This window comes from Sphingomonas oligophenolica (assembly GCF_039522915.1).
In the GTDB taxonomy this organism is placed as follows: Bacteria; Pseudomonadota; Alphaproteobacteria; order Sphingomonadales; family Sphingomonadaceae; genus Sphingomonas; species Sphingomonas oligophenolica.
Genome location: NZ_BAAAEH010000002.1, coordinates 262,087 through 282,196, shown reverse-complemented (window position 1 = coordinate 282,196; position 20,110 = coordinate 262,087). Strand labels below are relative to the sequence as shown.

Annotated in this window: 19 protein-coding genes; 7 read left to right on the top strand and 12 right to left on the bottom strand. The window is 67.5% G+C overall.

Annotated features, from left to right (window positions below):
* Positions 1 to 22 precede the first annotated feature (22 nt).
* On the top strand, positions 23 to 2,587 hold the full coding sequence (gene mgtA / locus ABD050_RS01680) for a magnesium-translocating P-type ATPase (RefSeq protein WP_343887380.1): 2,565 nt from the start codon (positions 23 to 25) through the stop codon (positions 2,585 to 2,587).
* Positions 2,588 to 2,606: 19 nt separating this feature from the next.
* Here the strand turns inward: mgtA and ABD050_RS01675 are convergent, their stop codons facing one another.
* The 3 genes from ABD050_RS01675 to ABD050_RS01665 form a co-directional block, all read right to left on the bottom strand.
* On the bottom strand, positions 2,607 to 2,936 hold the full coding sequence (locus ABD050_RS01675) for a hypothetical protein (RefSeq protein ID WP_343887379.1): 330 nt from the start codon (positions 2,934 to 2,936) through the stop codon (positions 2,607 to 2,609).
* Between the two features lie 11 nt (positions 2,937 to 2,947).
* Positions 2,948 to 3,088 carry a hypothetical protein gene (locus tag ABD050_RS01670; RefSeq protein ID WP_425542396.1) on the bottom strand — a complete coding sequence of 47 codons (141 nt, stop codon included), beginning with the start codon at positions 3,086 to 3,088 and terminating at the stop codon, positions 2,948 to 2,950.
* Positions 3,089 to 3,164: 76 nt separating this feature from the next.
* Positions 3,165 to 3,989, bottom strand: a complete 825-nt coding sequence (locus ABD050_RS01665) for a universal stress protein (protein WP_343887378.1) — start codon at positions 3,987 to 3,989, stop codon at positions 3,165 to 3,167.
* A gap of 253 nt (positions 3,990 to 4,242) precedes the next feature.
* Here ABD050_RS01665 and ABD050_RS01660 point away from each other — a divergent pair, with 253 nt between their 5' ends.
* Entirely contained in the window at positions 4,243 to 4,842 is a 600-nt protein-coding gene (locus ABD050_RS01660; RefSeq protein WP_343887377.1) for a hypothetical protein, read from the top strand.
* A gap of 32 nt (positions 4,843 to 4,874) precedes the next feature.
* On the opposite strand, the gene ABD050_RS01655 is transcribed toward ABD050_RS01660, so the two are convergent.
* The gene (locus ABD050_RS01655) at positions 4,875 to 5,261 is read right to left on the bottom strand and encodes a VOC family protein (RefSeq protein WP_343887376.1); all 387 of its coding nucleotides are present in this window, start codon (positions 5,259 to 5,261) and stop codon (positions 4,875 to 4,877) included.
* A gap of 161 nt (positions 5,262 to 5,422) precedes the next feature.
* On the opposite strand from ABD050_RS01655, the gene ABD050_RS01650 reads away from it, so the two are divergent.
* The gene (locus tag ABD050_RS01650; RefSeq protein WP_343887375.1) at positions 5,423 to 5,791 is read left to right on the top strand and encodes a hypothetical protein; all 369 of its coding nucleotides are present in this window, start codon (positions 5,423 to 5,425) and stop codon (positions 5,789 to 5,791) included.
* A 200-nt stretch (positions 5,792 to 5,991) separates the two neighbouring features.
* Positions 5,992 to 7,008: a sensor histidine kinase gene (locus ABD050_RS01645; protein WP_343887374.1), complete on the top strand. Its 1,017-nt coding sequence runs from the start codon at positions 5,992 to 5,994 to the stop codon at positions 7,006 to 7,008.
* A 40-nt stretch (positions 7,009 to 7,048) separates the two neighbouring features.
* On the opposite strand, the gene ABD050_RS01640 is transcribed toward ABD050_RS01645, so the two are convergent.
* Positions 7,049 to 7,795 (bottom strand): Crp/Fnr family transcriptional regulator, encoded by a 747-nt coding sequence (locus ABD050_RS01640; protein ID WP_343887373.1) that lies wholly within the window; start codon positions 7,793 to 7,795, stop codon positions 7,049 to 7,051.
* 221 nt (positions 7,796 to 8,016) lie between these two features.
* On the opposite strand from ABD050_RS01640, the gene ABD050_RS28990 reads away from it, so the two are divergent.
* A complete protein-coding gene (locus tag ABD050_RS28990) occupies positions 8,017 to 8,364 on the top strand; it encodes a DUF6894 family protein (RefSeq protein WP_425542394.1) in 348 nt (115 codons plus the stop codon).
* Here the strand turns inward: ABD050_RS28990 and ABD050_RS01630 are convergent.
* From ABD050_RS01630 to ABD050_RS01620, 3 genes are all read right to left on the bottom strand, one after another.
* Positions 8,315 to 8,569 (bottom strand): DUF6894 family protein, encoded by a 255-nt coding sequence (locus tag ABD050_RS01630; RefSeq protein ID WP_343887371.1) that lies wholly within the window; start codon positions 8,567 to 8,569, stop codon positions 8,315 to 8,317. The genes ABD050_RS28990 and ABD050_RS01630 overlap by 50 nt on opposite strands.
* Before the next feature lie 97 nt (positions 8,570 to 8,666).
* The gene (locus ABD050_RS01625) at positions 8,667 to 9,884 is read right to left on the bottom strand and encodes a TCR/Tet family MFS transporter (protein ID WP_343887370.1); all 1,218 of its coding nucleotides are present in this window, start codon (positions 9,882 to 9,884) and stop codon (positions 8,667 to 8,669) included.
* Between the two features lie 397 nt (positions 9,885 to 10,281).
* Positions 10,282 to 12,276 carry an alpha/beta hydrolase domain-containing protein gene (locus ABD050_RS01620; RefSeq protein WP_343887369.1) on the bottom strand — a complete coding sequence of 665 codons (1,995 nt, stop codon included), beginning with the start codon at positions 12,274 to 12,276 and terminating at the stop codon, positions 10,282 to 10,284.
* Between the two features lie 155 nt (positions 12,277 to 12,431).
* On the opposite strand from ABD050_RS01620, the gene ABD050_RS01615 reads away from it, so the two are divergent.
* Positions 12,432 to 12,890, top strand: coding sequence for a hypothetical protein (locus tag ABD050_RS01615; RefSeq protein WP_343887368.1), 459 nt, complete (start codon positions 12,432 to 12,434; stop codon positions 12,888 to 12,890).
* Between the two features lie 20 nt (positions 12,891 to 12,910).
* Here the strand turns inward: ABD050_RS01615 and ABD050_RS01610 are convergent, their stop codons facing one another.
* The 3 genes from ABD050_RS01610 to ABD050_RS01600 all read right to left on the bottom strand — a co-directional run bounded on the left by ABD050_RS01610 (position 12,911) and on the right by ABD050_RS01600 (position 17,627).
* Positions 12,911 to 14,932, bottom strand: coding sequence for a PAS domain-containing hybrid sensor histidine kinase/response regulator (locus tag ABD050_RS01610; protein WP_343887367.1), 2,022 nt, complete (start codon positions 14,930 to 14,932; stop codon positions 12,911 to 12,913).
* Between the two features lie 7 nt (positions 14,933 to 14,939).
* Entirely contained in the window at positions 14,940 to 16,418 is a 1,479-nt protein-coding gene (locus tag ABD050_RS01605) for an ATPase domain-containing protein (RefSeq protein WP_343887365.1), read from the bottom strand.
* A 141-nt stretch (positions 16,419 to 16,559) separates the two neighbouring features.
* Positions 16,560 to 17,627 carry a cupin-like domain-containing protein gene (locus ABD050_RS01600; RefSeq protein WP_343887364.1) on the bottom strand — a complete coding sequence of 356 codons (1,068 nt, stop codon included), beginning with the start codon at positions 17,625 to 17,627 and terminating at the stop codon, positions 16,560 to 16,562.
* Positions 17,628 to 17,771: 144 nt separating this feature from the next.
* Here ABD050_RS01600 and ABD050_RS01595 point away from each other — a divergent pair, with 144 nt between their 5' ends.
* Entirely contained in the window at positions 17,772 to 18,449 is a 678-nt protein-coding gene (locus tag ABD050_RS01595; protein WP_343887363.1) for a hypothetical protein, read from the top strand.
* A 419-nt stretch (positions 18,450 to 18,868) separates the two neighbouring features.
* Here the strand turns inward: ABD050_RS01595 and ABD050_RS01590 are convergent, their stop codons facing one another.
* Positions 18,869 to 19,813: a sensor histidine kinase gene (locus ABD050_RS01590; RefSeq protein ID WP_343887362.1), complete on the bottom strand. Its 945-nt coding sequence runs from the start codon at positions 19,811 to 19,813 to the stop codon at positions 18,869 to 18,871.
* Between the last annotated feature and the right edge of the window lie 297 nt (positions 19,814 to 20,110).

Sequence of the window (20,110 nt, the reverse complement as noted above, 5' to 3'; positions counted from 1 at the left end):
CGCCCCGTTCGGAGGAGTGACGATGGACGATCCCTGCGCGACCTTCTGGGCCCAGCCCCCGGCGGCGCTGTACGCCGCGCTCGCCGGCAGCGAGACCGGCCTCACCAGCGCGGCCGCCGCGGAAAAGCTGGAGCTGCATGGCCCCAACATCGTCGGCGGCGCCGGCGAGACATCGGCGATCCGGCTGCTGCTCAAGCAATTCGCCAGCCCGCTGGTGCTGATCCTGCTGTTCGGCGCGGCGATCTCGCTCGCGCTGCGCGAATGGCTCGACGCCTCGATCATCCTCGCCATCGTGCTCGGCAGCGCGCTGCTGAGCTTCTTCCAGGAATATCGCGCCAGCCGCGCGGTCGAGGCGCTGCGCGGCCGGCTCGCGCTGATGACCCGCACGCTGCGCGACGGCGCCGAGACGCGCGTGCCGGCGACCGAGCTGGTGCCCGGCGACGTGGTGCTGCTCGCCGCGGGCAATCTCGTGCCCGCCGACGGGCTCGTGCTCGAGGCAAGCGACTTCCTCGTCACCGAGGCAGCGCTGACCGGCGAATCGCTGCCGGTCGAGAAGAGCCCGGGGATCGTCGCCGCCGCCACGCCGATCGCAGGGCGGACCAATGCGGTGTTCACCGGCTCCTCGGTGCGCAGCGGCACCGCGCGCGTGCTGATCGCCGTGACCGGCGACCATACCGCCTATGGCGCGATCGCCGCGACGCTCGGCGTGGCCGAGCCCGAGACCGAGTTCGCCAGCGGCATCCGCCGCTTCGGCCTGATGCTGCTCAGGGTGATGATCGTGATCGTCATCGCAGTGCTCGCGGTGAACCAGCTGCTCGGCCGCTCCTTCGCGGAATCGCTGCTGTTCGCGGTCGCGCTTGCCGTCGGGCTGTCGCCCGAGCTGCTGCCGGCGATCGTCAGCGTCACGCTGGCGGCGGGCGCGCGGCACCTGGCGAAAGGCGGCGTGATCGTCCGCCGGCTCGATGCGATCGAGAATCTCGGCAGCATGGACGTGCTGTGCACCGACAAGACCGGCACGCTGACCGAGGGCACCATCCTGCTCCACGACGCGGTCGACCCGGAGGGCCGTCCCGACCCGGCGGTGAAGCTGGCCGCCTTCATCAACGCCAGCTTCGAGACAGGCATCGCCAACCCGCTCGACGAGGCGATCGTCGCGATGGGCACGGCCGGGAAGCTGTCGACCGGCGCCCTCACGAAGGTCGCCGAAATCCCCTACGACTTCTCGCGCCGCTGCCTCTCGATCGTGGTCGAGGAGGCGGGCGCGCGGCGGATGGTCACCAAGGGCGCCTGCGCCGAGATGCTGGCGAACTGCACCCGGGTCAGGATCGGCGGGAAGGACCTGCCTTTCGACGCGGCGCACCGGGCGACCGTCGATGCGCTGTTCCGGGCGCAGGGCGAGGCCGGGTTCAGGACCCTCGCCATCGCTGAACGCGTGGTCGATGCGGCGCCGCGCTACAGCCGCGAGGACGAGCGGGACATGACCTTTATCGGCCTGTTGCTGTTCGCCGATCCGCCCAAGCCCGAAGCCGCGGCGACGATCCGCGATCTCGCCGCGCTGCAGATTTCGATCAAGGTGATCAGCGGCGACAATCGCCATGTGACGGCGCATGTCGCCCGCGCGGTCGGGCTCGATCCGGCGAAGATGCTGACCGGCGAGCAGATCGCCGCGATCAGCGACGATGCGCTGCCGCGCGCGGCGAGCCGGACGATCCTGTTCGCCGAGATCGAGCCGCAGCAGAAGGAAAGGCTGATCCGCGCGCTCCAGAAAGCCGGCCATGCCGTCGGCTATATGGGCGACGGGATCAACGACGCGCCGGCGCTCCATGCCGCCGATGTCGGCATCTCGGTCGACCAGGCAGTCGATGTCGCGCGCGAGAGCGCCGATATCGTGCTGCTGCGCCGCGATCTCGACATCCTGCGCCAGGGCGTGATCGACGGGCGCAGGACCTTCGCCAACACGCTCAAATATATCTCGATCACCACCAGCGCCAATTTCGGCAACATGGTGAGCATGGCGCTGGTCACGCCCTTCCTCCCCTTCCTGCCGCTGCTGCCCAAGCAGATCCTGCTCAACAATTTCCTCTCCGACCTGCCGTCGATGGCCATCTCGAGCGACCGGGTCGACGAGGAAAGGCTGGCCACGCCGCAGCGCTGGGACGTGCGCGAGGTGCAGCGTTTCATGATCGCCTTCGGGCTGATCAGCTCCTGCTTCGACGGGCTGACCTTCGCGCTGCTGCTTGTCGTCTTCCATGCCGATGCGGCGACCTTCCAGACGCTCTGGTTCGTCGTGTCGGTGCTGACCGAGCTCACCGTGGTGCTCGTGCTCCGCACCCATCGCCTCGCCTGGCGGAGCCGGCCGTCGACCCTGTTGCTGTGCAGCACCGCCGCGGTCGTCGCGGCGGTGATCACCCTGCCCTTTCTCGGCGAACTGAGCCGCGCCTTCAGCTTCGTGCCGGTCGACGCGGCCGAGCTCGGCGCCGGGGTGCTGGTGGTGCTCGGCTATGTGCTCGTCACCGAGCTGGCCAAGGCCTGGTGGTTCCGCCGGCCGGCGAAACCACGGCGCGTGCGCAGGAGAAGGCGGGTCTGAGAGTCCGTTTGATAATGGCTCAGGTATCGAAGGTGCGGCTGTAGATGAGGGTGCGATTGGTGGCGAAGGTCGGGTCGATGACGGCGTCGCGCCATTCCCGATTGAAGCCGGGCAAGTTTTCGAATTTGGCCATGGCGGCGTCAAAGCCGGATAGTTCCTCGTGGATAGTGCGTATCTGCTCACCGTCGCCTGCACCTGTCACGATGTCGCAGCAGACGAGATCGGTCGTGAGTTCATCGAGCTTGTAGGCGATGATCGCCCTCACCTCGTCGAGGGATACGTCATCGGTCCCTTTGGCGGTGACGATCGCGAAGCCGTCTGGGCTAGCGATGATCTCTGGCTTGCGCATCGGTTGTCCATTCAGGGAGTGAGCCGCCGGAGCAGGTTACTTGCCATCGCAAGATGGATCATCGCTTCCGACACGTCGAGGCGCTTCTCATAGTCGCGGACCAGCCTGCGCCAGCGCGTCGTCCAGCCAAAGGTGCGCTCGAAGTTGAACACGCTTGCCGTTGTTGCTCAACCCATTCTCAAACGGGCTCTGAGGCCCGGCGCCGCGACAGGCGCCCGACCGCGAGGCTCAGTGCGCCATCAGCACGGGAAGCTCGGTCTTCTCGATCAGCCCCTGGGTGACCCCGCCGAGCACGATATCGCGGACGCGGCTGTGCGCGAAGCCGCCGACCGCCAGCAGATCGGCGCCGCGATCGATCGCGAAGGCCGAGAGCTGGTCCGCCTCGACCCCGTCCTCGTCGAGCCGGTGCAGCTCGACCGCGAAGCCGTGGCGGGTCAGGTGCCGCACGATCCCGCTGCCCGGCACCACGCTGTCGGGCTCGGGTTCGACCGCGCGGCCGATCGTGACGATATCGATCCGCGCGCCCGGTTCGGCGAGCGCGACGAGATCATGGACGACCCGGTTGGCGTGCGCCGAGGGCTTCCAGCCGAGCATTGCGTGCCCGACCTTGCCCGACCATCCCGAAGGCGGCAGCAGCAGCAGCGGCGTGCCGGCGGAGAGGACCAGCGTCTCGATCATCCGCCGCCGCAGCCAGCCATGGAGCCAGGCATCGGAGGCGCCGATCACGATCAGGTCGGCGATCTGGCGGCTGTCGCGGACATCGGCGGCGAGCCAGCCGATACTGTCGTGAAACCCCCAGACATTCACGCGATCGGCCGCGGCGGCGACCTGCGCGCGCACCCGGCTGAGCTCGGCCTCGCCATCGTCGCGAAGCGCGATCTCGGGAAGGTAGAGGCTGGTATAGGGGGCGAGCGCGGGAAACATCATCGGGCCGGCGGTCAGCACGCCGAGCTCGAGCTGGGCATCGAAGCGCTCGGCAAGGCCGAGCAGCGCCTTGACATGGGCGGTGCCGGCTGCGGCGTCGTCGATGAACGAAAGAATGTCGCGGATCATGAATGCTCTCCTCGTCGGCTCGTCGGGGGTCGCGCCATCAAGCCGGGATGGGGCGCGATTGCATTGCGTTAATCTACGTATTCGGCGGAGCGAACTCAGTCGAAATCGAGGTTGATGATCCGGGTGATCAGATGCTCGTTTCTGGAACGGGGTGTCCCACGGTTGGCGGATAGCGCCAAATTTTAATCCGCGGTTCAGCTTCGCTTTCCTAATTTTATCCTCCCTCTTCAACACCCAAGCGGAGGATGAATCGATGAGGAAAACCCATATCGGCCTTCTCGCCGGTATCGCATCGCTCGCCCTGGCGGGGAGCGCGATGGCCGCGACCGCCAAGAACCATGTCCTGAACATCGCCCTGCCCGACGGATCGATCGAGCAGATCCATTACAGCGGCGACGTCGCCCCCAGGGTGGCGATCGCGCCGCCGCGCGAGATCGCGCTGCCGGTCGCCTTCGCGCCGTTCGAGATGGCGCCGTTCGCTGATTTCGACCGGATCGCCGCCGCCATGGACCGCCAGATGGACGCGATGATGCGTCAGGCATCGACGATGGCCGCGCTGCCGGTCTCGCCCGACGGCAGGATCGACACCGCTGCGTTCGGCAAGATGCCTGCCGGCACGGTGCAGTATTCCTTCGTCTCGACCAGCTCGGGCAAGGGCATGTGCAGCCGCAGCGTCCAGGTCACCTCGTTCGGGCCGAACCAGCAGCCCAAAATGGTGTCGCAAAGCTCGGGCGACTGCTCGGCCATGGGCGTGCAGCCGACACCGGCCAGCGGCACCCCCGCGGCCGCCGGAAAGACGATTCCGGTGAAGCAGGACGCGGCGCCGCCGGCGCCCAAGGGGCCGACGATCTGAACGCGACGGGGCGGCCGGTTCTTCCGGCCGCCCTATTCGGGCGCGTGGCAGACAGCCTCGACGTTGATCCCGTCGGGATCGAGCACGAAGGCGGCATAATAATTCGGGTGATAATGAACGCGCAGGCCGGGCGCCCCATGGTCCCGACCGCCCGCCGCCATGGCCGCTGCGTAAAAGGCGTCGACCTCGGCCCGGGTCGCGGCACCGAACGCGACATGCATCCCGGCGCCGCGCTGCCCGTCATTGCCGATCCAGAAGAACGGCTTGCCGTCCCTGCCCATGCCGAGCCCGTGATAGCCGCCGGTCTGCTCGGGGGTGACTTCCATCATTACGCCCAGGCCGAGCGGCGCCAACGCTGCCTCGTAGAAGCGCCGCGACGCCTCGAAATCGCCGGCGCCGATGCCGATATGATCGATCATGATTGCCCGCCTTGCTGCCAAAGGCCTTGATTTCCGCGAGGCACGGCCAGCGGGGAATCGGTAAAACCCCGTAGCGTCGCTTATCCACAGATAGTTCCTCGCTTCATCGGAACCAGAGCTCGTCTCCCCTCGTTTCAGGCCCAACGAAAAGGGGAAGAACGATGACGATGCGCGATCTGATGCCGCGGCCCTGGCAGCCCTATGCCGGCGCCGGCCTGTTTGCCGCTTCGCTCGCCGGGCTCGCGGCGGTGGCGCCCAATCTCGTCGCGATCGCCTGCGCGCTCGGCGGTGGCGCTGCCCTGCTGCTCTTCTGGTTCACCCGCTCGCGCTTCGCGCTGACCCTGATGACCCTGCTGATGCTGGCGATCGCCGGATGCGCGCTGCTCGCCGCGATGATCCTGCGCGATTTCTCGCTGCTGCCGGTGGGCGTGGCGCAGATCGTCGCCATCCTCATCCTCGAAGGCCGGGCGGCGCAATCCTGGGTCGAGGCAGCGCCTTCCTTCGCGCGAGACCGCCGGGCGGCAAACTGATCAGGCGCTAAAGGCTGGCGACAAACACAGTTGATCCATCCGTTATTGTTGCAATTTAACCTGCATCATATGTTGATTTCCATGATAAGAGGGTCTGGCTGATCGGAGAGGTGCCTGGAGGAAAGGCGACCGATCAAACCTTCATGCCGGGGATGGCTTTCGCGTTGCGAGCCTCCGGCCCCCTGAAGGGGGCCATATCGATGACTGAGCAGACGCACATTCACCCGGAAGCAGCAGGCAGCCTTGCGCTGGCGGTGATCGCGTCATCCAGGACGCCCCTGTTGCTGCTCGACGGCGACCTGACCGTGATCTCAGCGAGCGATTCCTTTTGCCGCGACTTCGAGATCGATCCCGCCGATGCGCGGGGGTGCAAGCTCGCCGAGCTCGGCGCCGGCGAATGGAATGGCCGCCAGTTGAACGCGATGCTGAAAGCGACCGTCGCCGGCAATACCGAAATCGGCGGCTATGAAATGGATCTCAAGCGCGAGGGCCGGCCGCCGCGATGCGTGGTGCTCGAGGCCCACAAGCTCGATTATGCCGATAGCGGCAATGTCCGCATCATCCTCTCGGTGCTCGATATCACCGAAGCCCGCCACGCCGAGAAGCTGAAGGAAGCCCTGCTGCGCGAAAAGGCGGTGCTGCTCAAGGAACTGCAGCACCGCGTCGCCAACAGCCTGCAGATCGTCGCCAGCGTGCTGATGCTCAGCGCGCGGCGCGTCCAGTCGGAGGAGACGCGGATTCACCTGCGCGATGCGCACCAGCGGGTGATGTCGATCGCCGCGGTGCAGCGCCACCTCGCCGTGTCCGATCTGAAGGATGTGCGGCTGCGCGGCTATCTCACTGAATTGTGCGACAGCCTGGCCGCGTCGATGATCCATGATCATGACCAGCTGTCGATCGTGGTGCAGGCTGACTTCAGCATCACCAGCGCCGAGGAATCGGTCAGTCTCGGGCTGATCGTCACTGAGCTCGTCATCAACGCGCTCAAACATGCCTTTCCGATGCATCGCAACGGCAGGATCGTCGTCGCCTATCAGGCGACGGGACCGGCATGGATCCTGTCGGTTGCCGATGACGGCGTCGGGATGCACGGCGGCGGCGTCGTGAAGCCGGGCCTGGGGACCGGCATCATCGAGGCGCTTGCCAGCCAGCTCGACGCAACGGTTCACACCGCGTCTTCCCATCCCGGCACCAGGATCTCGATCGTTCACGCGTGAACCCGCCCGCAATGTCGCGCGGGGCCGTATCGCGGCGATATCAGCCGCCCGCAGGCGAGGCCGGGTCGAGGTGGAGATAGAGCGCGCTGAAATCGGCCACCTGCCTGATCTCCTCCCAGTTCTCGAGCGAAATATGGCGGCGTTCGCGGCGGATCAGGCCGTCGGCGGCGAGCGCGCGCAGGGTGCGGTTGACATGGACCGGCGTGAGCCCGACGGCATCGCCGATCTGCTCCTGGGTCATCGGCAGCTCATAGCGGTGGTGCTCGGCGATGCCGGCGGCTTCCATCCGCAGCGCGAATTCGCACAGCAGATGCGCGACCCGCGCCCGGGCATCGCGGCGCCCGATATTCAGCACCCATTCGCGAAAGATCGAGGCATCGACCAGCGCATCGGTCCACATCGCGCGGCCCACCGCCGGGCGCTGCAACACCAGCTCATGAAGGGCGTCGCGATCGATCTCGGCGACATCCAGCCGGGTCAGCGCCTGGACGCTGTGGTCGGCATAGGTGAGGAACAGATGCTGCAGGTCAAGGAAATCGCCGGCCATATGGATCGAGACGATCTGCCGCGCCCCTTCGGAGGTCAGCTTCTGCCGATAGGCGAGGCCGGAAACGACGAAGTTGCAGACCTTCTTCGCGGGCTCGCCCTCGCGCAGCACATAAGCCGGCGCCTCATAGGCACGCCGGACATAAGGCAGCGCATGGATCGCCGCACGATCGCCGTCGTCCAGATCGCCCCTGGCACTGAGCTTTCGAACGATCTGGTCGAGAACAGCTTGGTCGGACACGAGAGAACTCCGCTGGGCGGGAGCTCACGCATCTCTCAGTCGCCTCGACCCGAATAATATGTCGGCGATCTTTTTACCTTATCACAGGCTTGGCCGAATAAATAAGTAAATGTTGTTGGATATATACTGATATATGTTAATTTAATTGTCGATCGCCTCGGTACCTGATATTTCAGTTCGATCGCCGAATAATGATTTCAGGCTTCGGCGGCTGAGAGTCGATGCGCTCCCGCCTGATGGGGCGCCGCATGACAAGAGTCTTTTTTCACTATCACGATGGCGTTGAACGCATTCTCGACCATGAAGGCGCCGACCTCGACGTGGCTGAAGCCAGGGCGCGGGCGCTGCGCGAGGTGCGCGCCCTGATCGCCCATGACGTGCTGGCTGGCCGCATCGACCTTCGCCAGCGGATCGATGTCGAGGATGCGGAGGGCATTATCCTGGACACGATTGCCTTTGCCGACGCAGTCGAGATCATCGGCCTGCCGGTGGCCCGGCTCTCCGGGAACGGTTCGGACGCTACGGAACCAGCGGGTTTTCCGAGACCACGACATTCGCGACTGCCTTGAGGTTCGCCACCCTGGCGCCGGCCTCGTCGTCGATCATGATCGTGAGATGCACGATGTCGCGGCCCGCCCCCACTTCATGGGCGATCAGCTCGCCGGCCGTCCGCCGCGCCACCGCGCAGGCCGCCTCGCGATTCGCCAGCTCCTGCCCCTCCTTGTCAGGGATGGACGAGCTGTCGTTCACGAGGTGGAAGAAATAGCGGCACATGCCGGCAGTTGAGCAGATGCCGGCCGTTCACGCCATAAAGTGGGTTATGTCGGATGCCGCCCGTCAGCCATTCCGGGGCGGCTCGGACGGAGGGCAATCACCGCCGCACCGCCCCGGAGCGGCGCACGGTCGCCAGGAACAGCAGGATCGCCATCACCATCAGCCCCGCCGCCGCCACGAACGGCGCGCCGGGAAAATAGACGCCGCTGGCATTGGCATAATGTTCGAAGATCCGCGTCATCGCGACCGGCCCGATGATCGCGGTGAGGCCGATCGTGCTGGCGATCGCGCCCTGCAGCTCGCCCTGGCATTTCTCGTCGATCCGCATCGTCATCAGGCTCTGCATGGCGGGAAAGGCAATGCCGGTCATCGCGCCGAGCATGATGCCGAGATACACCATCCACCCCGAGGTGGCGAAGGCGAGCACCGCATAGGCCGGGAGGCCGAAGGCGAGGCTCGCCGCGACGCTGCGCTTCTCGCCGAGCCGGGCGATGACCGGGCCGGTCAATATCCCCTGCGCGATCGCCATCAGGATGCCGAAGGTCGCGACCGAAAGACCGATCTGGAGCGGCGACCAGCCGAATTTCGCGATCAGGAAATAGGGCCAGGTCGCGAGCTGGGATTGCGCCGCGAGCTGCATCAGGAAGATCGTCACGAGGATGCCGAACACGAAGGGCAGCTTCGCCATGCGCGCCAGGGTGCCGAACGGATTGGCATGGGCCATGGTGAAGGGACGGCGGCGGTCGAGCGGCAGGGTCTCGCGAAAGGTCACGAAGCCGATCGCGGCGCCCGCCAGCGCAAGCCCGCTCGCCGCCATGAAGGGCAGGCGCAGGTCGATCGTGCCGAGCACCCCGCCGATCGCCGGGCCGAGCACGAAGCCCGAGGCGCCCGCGCCGCCGAGCAGCCCGAACTGCCGGCCGCGCTGCTCGGGCGGGAAGATGTCGGCGATGCAGCTGTTCGCCGCCGCCCAGGTCGCGCCCATCATCCCCGAGAGCAGCCGCCCGGCGAACAGCCAGCCGAGCGTCGGCGCCCAGGCCATCACGCCGTAATCGACGCCGAGCGCGGCCAGCGTGCCGAGCAGCACCGGCCGTCGCCCGAAATGGTCGCTGAGGCCGCCGATCACCGGCGAGAACAGGAACTGCATCGCCGCATAGGCGAACAGCAGCTCGCCGCCGATCACCGCGGCGCGATCGACGCTGGTATGGCCAAGGCTTTCGACGAGCGACGGCAGGATCGGGATGATCAGCCCGATCCCGGCCATGTCGATGAACACGATGAAGGCAATCAGCAATAACCGGTTATCGGCTTTGGGCATTTCTGGTTCAGGCTCCCCCGGGGACGGCGTTTTACGCATTGTTGCCGGCATTGGAAGGGCGGGCCGCGCACCCCTCCAGAAACCGGGCGCGCCGCCCCGGGGCTTGTTCCCATCGGCGCCTCGTTAGGGAATGATCGTGGTATCCCACCATCTTACCGTCATCCCGGACTTGTTCCGGGATCTACCGGGCCACATTCTCCACGCTTCGACCGTACGAGACGCCGGCTCCGTGGATGCCGGAACAAGTCCGGCATGACGGCTTTGGAAACAGATCACGATGATTTCACGCGAAGACGCGAAGACGCGAAGAGAAATTGGTGTCCGGCACCTCCTCCCAAATCTCTTCGCGCCTTCGCGGCTTCGCGTGCAGATTGGCAACGCCCGCGGCACCCACGCCCTATCTCAGCACATTGCTCCGCTCGGCCGCAGCGACGATCCGTGCCGCGTCGTCGGCCAGCAGCCACCCGGCCGCCCGCTGCCTTGCCACCGCCGCCCGGATCTTCATGACGAAGCCAGCATGGTTCCCGTACCGCTCCTCGAGCGACGGGCGCGGATCGTGCGTCGCGAAGCGCTCGGCCCGCGTCCGCGCGAAGGGGATGAAGCCGCCGTTGAAGCCGCAATTGCCGCCCTTGTCATGGCCCGTCGCCATCACGTTCCAGCCGGTATAGGTGCCGAGCGGCACCTGAAGCTGCACCGAGGGCACCCCGGCGGTCTCGTTGCCGTCGCCGTTCACCCGCGGCACCCGCGACGGCAGGATCCTGCGCACGGCCGGCGGCAGCAGCGTGACGACGCCGCTGAGATCCCGGCGCCGCAGTTGCGGGCCGAAATCATAATCGTCGAACGGGTTGAGCTTGCCGTCGGGCACCGGCGCACCGGGAATGCGCGGCCACCCCATCGCCGCTGCGTTGGGCGCGACGAGCTCGCCCCTGGCGATTGTCGGGTAGCGGCTCGGCGGTGGCGGCGTGCCCCGCTTCACCCAGGCGACCAGCATCTTCTGCGCGACCCGCAAGCTGTCGCTCGACGGATTGGGGTTGCCGCGCAGCACGCACGGACCGGGCACGCTGTCGCCGGCGACCGGGAAGCCGGTGCCGTTCGAACCACCATGCGTCACGCCCGGGAAATAGTAGCGGCGCACATTGGCCGGCAGCGGGATATCGGCCTTCGCATCGGTGCCGACCAGGCCCGGCGAGGCGCGCAGGCCCCAGAATTCGGCGGCGCCGAAGGTCTCGACCACCTTGGGGCAGGTGTTGCTTGCGGTGCAGCGATCGAGCAGGCTGGTCACGCCGAGGCCCCGCGCCGCATCGTCATAGCGGCCCCACCAGAGCGTGCCTTCGCTGCCCGGTTCGTCCGGGTCGGCGGCGCCCTCGGGCTGGCCGAAGCGGAGATTGAGGACGATCTGCCGCGCCGCGATGTTCGGGTTGATGCCGTCGAACACCCGCCTGCCGCCTTCGTCGGCGTTGAAGCCGAGGGTGGTGAAGCTGCGCAGGAAATTGCCCGATTGCGACGTGCCGCTCGCGACCGTCCAGCGCACCGCCCTTCCCGCCGGGTTCGGGGTGCCGGCATCGTCGGGCTTGCCGCTGCGCAGGAAGGAGACAAGATCCCGCGTCGCGGCAAAGCCGAGGCCGAGGACGAGCGGATCCTTCACCTCATAGACGATCGTATAGGCGGCCTCGGGGTCGAAGCCGTCGCGCAGGCAGAGCCTGGCCGGATCGGGCTTGCCGGGGAAGGGCGTGACCGAGCAATCGGCGAAGGCCCAGGCGCCCGGCGCGACGCGGACCGGCGCGGCGCCGCGCACTGCCTTCACCAGCCGCGCCCTGGTCGTGTCGAGCGCGATGGGCAGCGGGTGCTGCGCGGTGCGGCTGTACGCGCCGCCGATCACCACGCTCTTCGCCGTCGCCGGGATATTGGTCATGCGGGTGAGCAGTGCCCCCCTAATCGCGAGCCCGCCCTGGCCATGCGCGACCGGCACGGTCACGGTCTGCAGGGCGGGGCCTGGCGCGATATTGCCCTGCCACCCGCTGATCACGCGGATATGGCCATCCGGATCTGGCAAGGCCGCACCGTGCCCGCGATTGGGCACATCATAGAACAGGACACCGCTTGCCTTGGACAGGTCGATCGGCCGCGCGATCTCGAACGTGGCCGAATAGCCGACCCGGTGGCGGCGGTTGAGGGCCGCGAAGCCAATGTCGGTGATGATCGCATTGTGCCGGTCGCGGGGATCGACCTCGCCCGAAAAGGTCCCGCGGACGATCTCATAGGGCTGGATGCCCGGCCTTGCCGGTGCCGGCGTCACTGACGCGATCCTCACCCTGGTGAGCCGCGCCTCGGCCACCGTCGCCACCGCCAGCGCGGCCAGCGACACCAGTGTCAGATACCGCGTCCGCACCATCAGCTGTCCCCTGTCGATCCCGTTTCGGCCATGGTGACAGGGTTTGCGGGCCGGTCAATCGCCCCGGCGCGATGCCGCGATCGCCTGAAATTGACGGATTATTAGGATGTTCGGCATAGCCCTCGACCGGTAATGACCTGTTTCCCCCGGTGTCGATGAACCCCTATCCGCTGGCCCATAGCTGGCCATTGTTCGAGCGCGACCAGCGCTTCGATCTCGGACGCGTCTTCGATTGGGACGATGCGCCCGCGAGCGACCTCGCTATCGACGCCGCTGCGCTCGCAGCCCAGGGAATCGGGGTCTGGGACTGCGATCTGAGCGATGGTTCGCTCACCTGGTCGGCGGCGGTCTATGATCTGTTCGGCCTGCCGCAAGGGCGACGCGTCCCCAGGGTGATCCCGGTTTCGCTGTACGCCGAGCCCTCGCGCGCTGCGATGGAAAGGCTGCGCGCTTATGCCATCAAGCATCGCCGGGGCTTCACCCTCGATGTGGAGATCCTGCCGGCCAATGGCGGCCATCGCTGGTTACGGCTCGCCGCCGCCCCGCTATGCGTCGACCGCAAGCCGGTGCGGCTGCGCGGCTTCAAGCGCGACGTCAGCCACGACTATTCGTGAGGCGGGCGCCCCGCCTCTCCTCACTCCGCTGCCTCTTTCTCCTGCCCGGCCCCCTCGACCACTTGCGCGAGCGCGCCCGCCAGCTCGTTCTGGCGGAAAGGCTTGGCGAGCTTCGGGATATCGCCTGAAAAGCCGTCAGCGACATCGGCGAAACCCGAGATCAGCAGCACCGGCAGGCCGGGCACGATGCGGCGTGCGTCGGCGGCGAGATCGAGGCCGGTCATGCCGGGCATCAGATAGTCGCTGACCATCACGTCGTAGCGCGCCGTGCGGAGCAGCCGCAGCGCCTGCGCGCCCGAGGCTGCCTGGACGACGCCGTGGCCGAGGTCAGTGAGCATCTCGGCGGTGCCGCGGCGCACCAGCTCCTCGTCATCGACCAGCAGGACATGGAGCCGGGACATGCGCGGGATCGGCTCGTCGCGGTGCAGTGCGATCTGCTCGGCCGGCTGATGCGCGAGCGGCAGCAGCAGCTCGGCGGTCGTCCCCTCGCCCGGCGCTGATTGCAGGCGCAGCGCGCCGCCCGATTGCGCGGCAAGGCCATGGACCATCGACAGGCCCAGGCCGGTGCCCTTGCCGATGCCCTTGGTCGAATAAAAGGGCTCGATCGCGCGGCGCAGCGTCTCTTCGTCCATGCCGGTGCCGGTGTCGGCGATGCGCAGCGCGATATAGCCGCCGGGCGCGAGCGCCCAGGGGTTTGGCGCGCACAGCTGCTCGAGCGCGACCGAGATCGCCAGCCTCCCGCCCTCGGGCATTGCGTCGCGCGCATTGACCGAGAGGTTGAGCAGCGCGAGCTCGAGCTGGTTGGGATCGACCATCGCCGCCGGCAGGCCGTCGGGCACGTCGAGCGCGACATCGATATGCGGGCCGATCGTGCGGCGGATGAAATCGAGCATGCCGCCGATCACGGCTGCCGTATCGATCGGCCGGGCCTCGAGCGTCTGGCGCCGCGCGAAGGAAAGCAGGCGGGAGACAAGGGTCTTGGCGCGCTCGGCCGCCTCGAGCGCGCTGCCGAGCAGGCGCTGGCTGCGCTCGTCCTCGTGCAGGCGGCGCAGCATGTCGAGATTGCCGATGACCGGGGTCAGCAGGTTGTTGAAATCATGCGCGACGCCACCGGTGAGCTGGCCGAGCGTCTCGAGCTTCTGCGCCTCGTGGAGCTGGGCCGAGACTGCCTCGCGCTCGGCGGTGCGCTGCTCGACGCGTTCTTCCAGTTCCGCTGCGAACATGACCAGCGCATCCTCGGCATCGCGCCGCTCGGTGATGTCCTGCGACACGCCGACCATGCGCAGCGGCTCGCCGCCCGGCCCGCGCTCGACGCGGCCGCGGGTCTGGATCCAGTGTTCGCTGCCGTCGGGCCAGATGCAGCGATATTCGCCGAGATAATCCTCGCCCGTCTCCAGCGAGTGCCGGAGCGCGTGCTGGCGATGGTCGAGATCGTCGGGGTGGATGCTCGCGACCAGCACGTCATAATCGACCGGGTCGTCGGGGCGGCGGCCGAACTGCGCCCTGAACGTCTCGGAGCCGGAGATCGCCCGCGTGGCGATGTCGAACACCCAGGAGCCGAGCCCGCCGGCATCGAGCGCGAGGCGAAGCCGCTCCTCGCCTTCGCGGATCGCCTCGAGACGCGTGCGCGCCTCATATTGGCGACGCCGCGCCCTGAGCGCCGAGCGGGCGAGGCTGATCAGGGTGGTCGGGTGGAAAGGCCGTTCGAGGAAGGTGACGTTGCCGAGCGTCTCGAGCAGACGCACCGCAGCCGGGTTGCGCTCGATGCCGCCACCGCGCTCGGTCAGCAGGATGAAGGGGAAATCGGACCATTCGGCCTGGTCGGTGAGAAAGGCGGCGAGCTCGCGCAGGTCGGCGCCGCGCACTGCCTCCTCGGTGACGACCGCGAAGCCGGCGCCGCCGCGCAACAGGCGCACCAGCCCGGGAAGATCGGACGTGGTCGCAGCCTCGAGCCCGGCCTCGCGCAGCATCGACTGCGCCACGGCGGCGTCGCGGCCACGGGGCGCGAGGATGATCGCGCCTTCTGCGATGGTGCGGTTCAAGGCCCCGTCACGCTCGCTGCACGTCGAGCAGGCTCGCCGTTTCGCTCACCAGCGTCGGCACGCCGCGCAACACGCCCTGGAAAGCGGTCAGCGGCTCGCCGAGCGTGATGCCGTTCCCGCCGATCATGAACTCGCGGATCGTATCCTCATGCGCGCCGGTCCGCTTCTTGACCACCGAGATGGCGCGGCGGACGCGGCCAAGCGCCTCGAAATAGCGCAGCAGGATGACGGTGTCGGCGAGATAGGTCACGTCGACCGGCGATTTCATGTCGCCGACCAGCCCGTGCTGCGCGACGGTGAGGAAGGTCATCGTGCCCCGGCGGTTCAGATATTGCAGCAGCTCGTGCATGTGGAGGATCAGCGCCTGTTCCTCGGGCATCGCCGACTGGAATCCGTTGAGGCTGTCGATCACGACCGTCCGGGCATGGTGAGACTCGACGCATTTGCGCACGCGCTCGGAGAATTCGCCGGGGGTCAGCTCGGCTGCGTCGATCTGCTCGATCGCCAGCTTGTTGCTGTCGACCATTTCCTCGAGATCGATGCCGAGCCCCTTCGCGCGCTCGAACAGCAGCCCGAGCTCCTCGTCGAAGATGAACATCGCTGCATTCTCGCCGCGGCGGATCGCCGATTGCACGAAGCTCAGCGTCAGCAGCGACTTGCCGGTGCCCGCCGGGCCCAGGATCAGCGTGCTCGCGCCGCGCTCGAAGCCGCCGCCGATCAGGTCGTTGAGCGCCGGATTGTCGATCGGGATCGACTCGCGGGTGAAGCTGGTGCGATATTCGGCCGAGACGAGGCGCGGGAAGACGCGCACGCCGCCGGTATCGATCACGAAATCATGATAGCCGCCACGATAGCGCCGGCCGCGATATTTGAGCACGCGGATGCGCCGCCGCTCCGCGCCGTAATTGGGCGAGAGCTCCTCGAGCCGCAGCACCGCATGCGCGACGCTGTGGACTGTCTTGTCCATCATGTCGGCGGTGAGATCGTCGAGCATCAGCACGGTCGCGTCGTGGCGCGAGAAATAATGCTTCAGCGCGAGGATCTGGCGGCGATAGCGCAGCGAGCTTTGCGCGAGCAGGCGGATTTCGGACAGGCTGTCGAGCACCACGCGCGCCGGCCTGACCCGCTCGAACGCCTCGAAGATCCGCCGCGTCGTCTCGCCGAGCTCGAGATCGGAGGAATAGAGCAGGCTCTGCTGCTGGTCGTCGTTGAGCAGGCTTTCGGGCGGGACAAGCTCGAACACCTCGAAATTGTCGGGGAAGCTCCAGCCATGCGAGGCGGCGCCGTCCCGCAATTCCTCCTCGGTCTCCGAAAGCGTGATGTAGAGAACCTTTTCGCCCGCCTCGGCGCCGGCCATCAGGAACTGGCTGGCGATGGTCGTCTTGCCGGTGCCGGGGCTGCCTTCGAGCAGGAAGAGCCTGCCCGGGGAAAGGCCCCCGGCCAGGATCTCGTCGAGCCCGGATACGCCGGTCGCACTATCGGTCATTCACCCTCCGAAACCCGTTTCGCGACCGGTAGCATCGTTGCCCGGCCTTGCCCTTGAGGGAGGTCAATGCGGCAATCGGCAAAAGGTTTCGGCGACGTTACGGGTTGCCATGGAGCGCAGCGGACGGGAACCTCCGCCGGATCAGCGCCGCCAGGCCAGCCTGTGCGCGAGCCTCCGCAGCCGCGAGGCGACCGGGTGAGCGGGCTCCGGACGCGGCGCCAGTTTCCGCGCGATCTCGGCGCGCAGCCTGGCCGCCTCCTCGGCGCTGATCTCGCCCTGCACGCCGCGCCGGGCGGGCGGGAGGTGCGCGCCGGGCGCGCCGTCGTCGCCGAACACATAATGGCCGAACAGCGCGCGCCAGGCGTCGCGCCGGCTTTCCGGCAGGTTCTTGATCGCCATCATGGCGAGCAGCAATGCCTCCGACCCGAACTCATGGGTGCTGCCCGAGACCTTCCACCAGAAATTGACGAGCAGGTTGATCCGCTCGAGCGAACGGACATGGTGCCACCAGAGATAGGGGATGTAGAGCGCGTCGCCGGGCTCGAGCTCGGCCACCAGCGATGCCGCCATCGCCTCGGCGAACAGCGGAAAGCGATCGAGATCGGGCTTCTCGAAATCGACCATCGAGACGATCGGGCCGGCCGGCGTCAGCTCGAACGGCCCGGGATAGAGCCCGCGCGCCTGCGATGGCGGAAAGAGCGTGAACCGCCGCCGCCCGGCCACGCAGCAGGCGATGTTCTCGGTCGTGTCGTAATGCGCGGCGACGGTGACCGCGTTGCCGATCCACAGGCGCGCCGCGACGCTGTCGGGCAGGACGGGCAGCCGGTTCTCGCGCTGGAAGCCCGGGAAATAACGGCGCGCCCGGGCTGACTGGATCGCGAAGGCGGGCGGCGATTCCTCCGTCGACAGCGCGACCAGCCGGTCGAGCGCATCGCTGACCGTCATCCGCTCCTTGTGATAGTTGAACCCGGTCATCGCCGCGTCATAGGCGAAGCGCCCGTTGACCGCCGCTGGCGCCGTCTTGGTCGCGACCGGCAGGCCGCCGTCGAAGCGCTTGAGATAGGCAGCGAGCGCCTCGCCCCCCTCGGCCGCCGCGCGCGTCACCGGCCAGTCCCGCACGAGCCCGCGGATCACGACCGGGCGATAGGCCGGGACGATCTCGTCATGGAAAAGCGCGGCGTTGAAATCGCCGGCATTGATCTCGCGCACCTGGTGCCCCATTCACTCATCGCTCTCGACCAGACCTGAGCGCCCTGCCCGGCAAGGTCAACATCCCGGTGTGGCTGCGGCGCGGCGAGCCGCGTTGACGTGGCGCAAACCGGGCTGCACGATGATCCTCGACAGGGGGTTGTGATGAGACTGGGCGGACTGCTCGCGTTCCTGATGGCGGCACTGGGCGCGGCGGCTCCTGCCCGGCCGGCGCCCCAGCCTGCCGACCAGCACCCGGCTGCCCTGGTCGGCCATTATGACGGCCACCAGATGGAGATGGGCGCCGAGCTGCTGCTCAGGGCCGATGGTCGTTTCCAATATGGCGTCGCTTACGGCGCGCTCGACGAGGAGGCCGAGGGGACCTGGCTGGCCGAGGGCGGCCAGGTGCTGCTGACCAGCGACAAGGTCACCCCGCCGCGCTTCGTCTTTCTCGGCCAGAAGCCGGCCCCGGCCGGCGTGCTGACGCTCTCGGTCGAGGCGCCGCGCGGCATGTCGCTGCAATATTTCGACGCGGCGATCCGGCTCGCGAAGGGCGGGGATGCGGGGCGACAACTGACTGACGACGGGCTGACAGTGCCGTTCGCGGCGGGCGATCCGCCGGTGAAGGTCCAGCTGTTCCTGCCGATGTTCGAACAGAAGAGCGATGTGATCGCGATCGATCCGGCCAAAGGCTATTGGCTGAGCTTCCGCTTCGAGCCCAACGATCTCGGCAAGGCCGATTTCCGCGGCGAGGCGCTGGCGATCGACAAGGGCGATCTGCTGCTGCAGCGTTTTGGCCGGACGATCCGCTTTCATCGCGACGGGGACGGATCGGGCGGGTGAGGCGTGCGGCAATAATTGGAAGATCAGCAGAAAGATCCGGCGCAAAAGTCCTTGCACGCCATTCCGCGCAAAAACGAGGCCCGGCGCTGGCCGGGCCTCAGTTTCTAATCACGGGTCCGGGTCGCGGTGCCCGCCCGTCGCAAACTAGTTCCGCATACTCACGCCGATATACGTAATTTTCCCCATTCGTCGCGTTTGCCCTCAACGGGACCGCGGATATGGCAGGCGGCAATGTCGCCGTTATTTGCGCACCCCTGCCCGGGCGACCTTGGCGGCGGATTGCCGGAGCATAGGCGATATTTCAGCCGCCCTCCCCCGTGCCGGCGGCGATGAACATGCCTTCGCCAGCAGCACCGGGCCGATCGCAGCGGCGGCGGCATTTGTCGCGGCCGCGGATTCTCCGCTCAAGCGAGCCCGGCTCACCCCGCCGGCCCGTCGCTCGCCGGAAAGTCCAGCTGGCCGACCGTGAACCCGTCGTGGCGCGCAAGGCTGAACATGCCGCCGAGCTGCGAGGCTCGCGCCTTGATCAGCTTCTGGCCAAGCCCGGTGCCGACGCCCGCGTCGCTCAAGCCGACGCCGTCGTCGACCACCCTCAGCTGCCAGATGCCGGTCCGCGCCGGATGAGCGTGGAGCGATACCGTGATCGTGCCCGGGCGATCGTCGGGAAAGGCATATTTGGAGGCGTTGGTCAGCAGCTCGTTGACGACCAGCCCGATCAGCACCGCCCGCCCAGCCCTGACGCTCACCTCCATCACGTCGACCGTGAGCCCGATCGGCCTGACGCTCAGATGCGCGAAGCGGAGATCCTCGCACAGCCCCTCGATAAAGGCCCTGAGGCCGATCGTGGCGCTTGGGCTGCGCTTGGTATCGAGCCGGGCATAGACCGAGGCGAGCGCAGTGATGCGATCCCCCATCGCGCCGAGCGCGGCGCGCGTTTCGGGCAGCTCCGCAGTGGCCGAGCGCAGCTGGGCGGTCGCGATCAACCCGCTCAGGTCGTTGCGGAGCCGGTGGGAGAATTCGCTGGTGATCGCGCGAAGGCCGGCATTCTCCTCGCCGAGGAAAGCGGCATGGTCGCGAAAAAAGGCGGCGCGTTCGCGCGCGCGGCCGAGGCCGATCACGATCAGCAGGCCGGCCGCGATCAGCCCGACCAGGCCGGTCGCATCGTCGGGATCGGCCACCGCGAAGCCGGCGCCGCGCAGCGCGAACAACGCGACCGCAAGCGCGCCGAAGCCAAGCGCCGCATAGCCCGGGCCACGCCCGGCGATCATCGTCACGCACAGCCACGCGGCGAGCAGCCAGGGATAATATTGCGACGGCGCGTCGGGCACCTGGGCGACCATGCCCCACACGATCAACCCGGTCACGATCAACGACACGCCGTAGCGAGCCGCGACATCAAGCGCTTTTCTTCTCATCGACACCCACCCATCAGGAATGATGTGCTCCCGGGTGGGTCGCCGATGAACCGGGCAAGCTGAACGCCAGAGAAACGACCGCCGCCCGGCGCCGCGCATTAAAAATTCGTCATTTGATCTTTAGGGGCAGCGCTCGCATTTTGCCCGCGGATGTTCCCCCCCGGAAACATCCCCTTTGAGGGCCCGGCGAGCTCCCTTTTCTCGCCGGGCCTTTATTTGCCCGGCGCCGGTCGCCCGCCTCCCGGC